Below are 4,049 nucleotides of genomic sequence, written 5' to 3'. Positions count from 1 at the left end.
TGGATTTTCCGCTGCCGTTGGGGCCGAGAAGACCGCAGATTTCTCCGGCCTTCACCGTAAGCCCCACATGGTGAAGTATGGTTTTCCTGCCGTAGGAAAAGGAAAGGTTGCGTATGTCGAGCGCGGCTTCTTCAGGGCAGGAGGAAAGCGCCTGCTCCGTTTCCCTGCCGCGGAAAAGGTGGAAGAATCCGTGCCCGCCGCCGTGGAAAAGGAGACCCGCCCGGGGAAAAAGGCCGGGCAGGGAGGTACTGAGGCTATGCTCCATAGAGTTCCCTTCCTTTCGCGCGGAGCAGCCAGAGCAGGTAGGGTGCACCCACGATGGAGGTGATGATTGCGATGGGAATTTCCGCGCCGGTGAGCGTGCGTGCGAGGGTGTCGCAGCAAAGCAGGTACAGAGCCCCGAGCAGGGCGGAGGCGGGAATGACCCAGCGATTGTCCGGCCCGAAGAGCATGCGGGCGGCATGGGGCATCATGAGGCCCACCCAGGCGATGATGCCTGCGGCCGATACGCATACGGAAGCGGCAAGGGTTGCAAGAATGATGAAGAGCGCCCGCAGCCTGTCGGGGTGAAGCCCCAGGCTCCTTGCCTCCTCATCGCCCAGGGAAAGGATGTTGAGCCTCCATGCCAGAGCGAGGAGCAGGGCCAGGCAGGGGAGTACCGCGCAGGCACAGAGGAACACGTCGTCCCAAGTGGCATAATAGAAGCCGCCCATCATCCAGAAGGTGATTTCCCTGAGCTCCACATCGGAAGCGAGGTATTTCATGATGCCGATTCCGGCGGAGAAAAGCGAACCCACGATGATGCCGGAAAGCACCAGTGTGACGGGCGGCGTCTCACCTCTGTTTCTGGCAAGGAAAAAAGAAAGGAGCACGGCGGCCATGCCCATGAGAAAGGCGGAAAGCTGCCCTCCGGGCAGAAGAGCCGGGAACACTATGGCGAGCGCCGCCCCGCAGGACGCTCCCGCCGAGACGCCCAGAATGTACGGTTCCACCAGAGGATTGCGGAAACACCCCTGATAAACGGCCCCGGAAACGGCCATGGCCATGCCGGTGAGCGCGGCAAGCAGCAGGCGTGGCAGGCGTATGCGCCAGAGGATGATCTCGTGCGTTTTCTGCACCGTGCCGTCGCCAAGGCCAGGATGGGAGAAAAGCGTGTGCAGAACGTCGCTTATGCCGAGCTCGTATTCCCCTGCAATCAGCGAAAAGCAAAAGGCCGCCGCGAGAGCGCAGCCGAGAAGCACGGCAAGGAGGGGGCGTAGTGTTTTCATCGTCTTCCTCATGAGGCGGAGGGAACGCGGCGGGAAAATGTTTTCATCCAGAGCCTGCGGGGCGGCAGGAAGGCTTTAAAAGCCGCTTTCCGCCATCCAGTCGAGAAGCTGCGTGCTGCGAAGCCCCCGGGCCTTTTCCTCATCTACGCCGTAGACGTTCTGATAGAAGCGCAGGGCGAACTCGTACACGTTGATATCGGCAAAGCGCTCGGGGTAGGCGGCCTTGGCGATGATGAGCATATCCAGCGGGTATTCCATGCGCCTTGCGGCGTTCATGGGCGACCAGGGCAGGGCGTAGACGCGGCCGCTTTTCACGGCGCGGAGTTCCTGAAGGTTCTCGTAATAGGGGGCTTCGCAGAGTTCCATGGGGGGATGGTAGCCGTTGGCCGTGGGCAGGATGATGACGTCCGGGTCGCAGGCATACACCTGTTCCGCGCTCATGGGCACGCTTGTGCCGCTGCCCCGGAAGGCGTTTTTTGCATGGACGATTTGCTCCAGAATATAGGATTCCGGAGTGTCCCTGCCGTGTACGGTGCCTGCCCCGCCTTTTTGCCGTATGTCGGGCCGGAGACCGAGAAGCAGCACGGACGCCTTTTCCTCCTCGGGGATGGAGGAGGTGCGCTGCCGTATCAGCGCTTCCGTTTCTGCCAGATGATCGGCCAGGGCCTCGGCTTTCTTTTTCTGCCCGAAAAGCTCTCCGATGATGCCCGCTTCCGTCTTCATGGTGGAAAGGTCGGATGTGCGGAACCAGGTGGGGGAATAGAGCACGATAAGCGGAAGCCCCAGGGCCTCTATGGTGTCCACTGTCTTCTGTACCTTTTCCCGGTCCGTACCCACGGTAGTGTCCCCTACGCGCAGCAGCACCACGTCGGGCGCAGCAAGGGCAAGGGTCTCATAGCTGATGATGTTCCCCTGCGGGGAGTTGACGCAGGGCAGAGCGTCCAGCCACGGGTGCAGATATTTCATGGTACTCCAGCCCCGGTATTCGCGCGCTTCGCCCAAACGGGAGGGTATGACATAGCGGTAGTCCCTCTTCATGGACCAGGATCCTATGGCCTTGACGCGGTCTATGACGCCAAGGTGCGTCATAACCCCTTCGATGAAGCCGTCGTCGATGGTGGCCACGGAGGCGGGATCGTCGGGAACGGACACGGCCTTGCCGCGCATGTCGACGATGATCCCGGCCTGCGCCGTGGAGTAAAGCAGAGTCAGGACTGCGGCCGCAAGGGAAAGGGAAAGCTTCATCGTGCATCCTTTGTGGTTTGGCGCCTGCCCTGAAGGGCGGAATTTCGGCCTGTCGTTGCCGGGGGAGGGATTTTTTTGTGCGGTCAGTGGTAACACGAAAAAATAAAGCGTGCTACGAAGACAGAAGTAGCACGTTTTTAAAAAAAATGCCATGAGAACTTCGGGCGTGAAAAAGGCGGCGGAGGAGATGAGGAACGCTTTTTTTCCGCCCCCCGGGACACTCCCGAACTCTCCGCAAGGCGCACAAAAAAAGCGCGGGCGTCTCGTGCCCGCGCCTTTGCGCCGTCATGACAAGGCTACGTTATTTTTTCAGGATAACGGCCTCTTCCAGCGAGATTTTGGGTACGCAGTGCTCGTCGTTCTCATCGCGGTAATAGGTGAGTTTGCCGTCGCTTCTGCGCTCCACGATGCGGCGCTTTTCATCAGCTTCGCCCAGGGCCAGCACCAGCTTTACCTGCATGCCTTCGGGCAGGCCGAGCAGGGCGGCAGCCTCTTCCTTTTTCACGGCGCCTATCATGCAGCAGGCAAGACCCGCCTCACAGGCGGCCAGATTGATGCTCTGAGCGGCGATACCCACGTCCATAGTGGCGAAATCGTCCATTTTTTCCGGCCCGGCAATGACGATGAAGCCGCCGGGGTGCTGCTTGTCGGTGGCACGCTGTTCGGGCGTGAGCGCTCCGCCCATGACGACAAGGCCGTTCAGGGCTTCACAGGTGGAGGCTTCGGCAACGGTGACGAAGCGTATGACCTGCATGTTGCGGGCCGAGGCGGAGAGGCGGGCGTGATCCACAAGTTCCGCCAGAGTTTCCGAGGAGAGGCGCTTTTCTCCTTTGAAGCGGCGGCAGGTGCGTGCGCTGGTGATAAGTTCCTTCAGTTTCATACATAGCTCCATGGCAAGAAGGCACGGGCCTGAGCCCGGAAAAGAAAAAGCCCCCTCATCATACGATGAAGGGGCGGGAACGGCAAGGGAAAGCGGACAGGCCCTGGGGCTAGCGCCAGCAGCCGTGGCGGCCGTGGCCGTAACCATCGCGGGCGCCGTAGCCGTAACCATCGCGCCCGCCGTGCCAGGCGCAGCCGTAGCCGCCGCAGGGCAGGCCGGCCTTGGCCATATTCGTATAGCATTCTTCATTGGCGGCACGTATTTTCGCGTGCAGGGCGGCGATTTCAGCGGTGAGGGCCTTCAGCTCCTCGGGTTTGACGTTGGGGTTGGGGGAAAGGGCCCGCAGTTCCATCCTTTTTTCCATGAGCTGGTCGTACAGGGGGGCCACGGCGGCGCGGTGCTGTTCACGGAACTTGTCCATCTCGGCGATCTGCTGCTCGCTCAGCTCGGTTACCGGGCAGGGAGCCATGCGGTGATAGCCGTAGTGCCTGCCACCGTCGTCGTAATGAGGGCGGGCCATGGCGACCATGGGAAGAGAAGCGAGCACAGCCAGGGAAAGCAGGGAGAGGGAGAGGCTTTTCTTAGTCATGGAAGATTCCTTTATACAGGGGGTGAGTGGTGCGGTGAAGATGGATATACCTATAGGCATGGCAAGG

4 protein-coding genes and 1 pseudogene are annotated in these 4,049 nt (G+C 60.8%); all 5 read right to left on the bottom strand.

Annotated features, from left to right (window positions below; all coding sequences use genetic code 11):
- Nucleotides 1-265: pseudogene (locus K8W16_RS10595) on the bottom strand (ABC transporter ATP-binding protein); the annotation flags it as partial.
- Nucleotides 255-1,268 carry an iron ABC transporter permease gene (locus K8W16_RS10590; RefSeq protein ID WP_304123491.1) on the bottom strand — a complete coding sequence of 338 codons (1,014 nt, stop codon included), beginning with the start codon at nucleotides 1,266-1,268 and terminating at the stop codon, nucleotides 255-257. The pseudogene K8W16_RS10595 and the gene K8W16_RS10590, both read right to left, overlap by 11 nt.
- 75 nt (nucleotides 1,269-1,343) lie before the next feature.
- Entirely contained in the window at nucleotides 1,344-2,513 is a 1,170-nt protein-coding gene (locus K8W16_RS10585) for an ABC transporter substrate-binding protein (protein ID WP_304123488.1), read from the bottom strand.
- A 301-nt stretch (nucleotides 2,514-2,814) separates the two neighbouring features.
- On the bottom strand, nucleotides 2,815-3,393 hold the full coding sequence (locus K8W16_RS10580; protein WP_304123486.1) for a nitroreductase family protein: 579 nt from the start codon (nucleotides 3,391-3,393) through the stop codon (nucleotides 2,815-2,817).
- A 109-nt stretch (nucleotides 3,394-3,502) separates the two neighbouring features.
- On the bottom strand, nucleotides 3,503-4,049 hold a 547-nt coding region (locus K8W16_RS10575), incomplete at its 5' end, for a Spy/CpxP family protein refolding chaperone (RefSeq protein ID WP_304123483.1).

It is taken from the genome of Mailhella massiliensis (assembly GCF_020741395.1).
Classification (GTDB): Bacteria; Desulfobacterota; Desulfovibrionia; order Desulfovibrionales; family Desulfovibrionaceae; genus Mailhella; species Mailhella massiliensis_A.
The sequence above is the reverse complement of the archived record's forward strand: the minus strand, read 5'-3'. Positions and strand labels throughout refer to the sequence as shown.

Coding starts and splice junctions, on each gene's coding strand:
- K8W16_RS10590 (WP_304123491.1), bottom strand. CDS start 1,268: ATGAAAACACTACGCCCCCTCCTTGCCGTGCTTCTCGGCTGCGCTCTC.
- K8W16_RS10585 (WP_304123488.1), bottom strand. CDS start 2,513: ATGAAGCTTTCCCTTTCCCTTGCGGCCGCAGTCCTGACTCTGCTTTAC.
- K8W16_RS10580 (WP_304123486.1), bottom strand. CDS start 3,393: ATGAAACTGAAGGAACTTATCACCAGCGCACGCACCTGCCGCCGCTTC.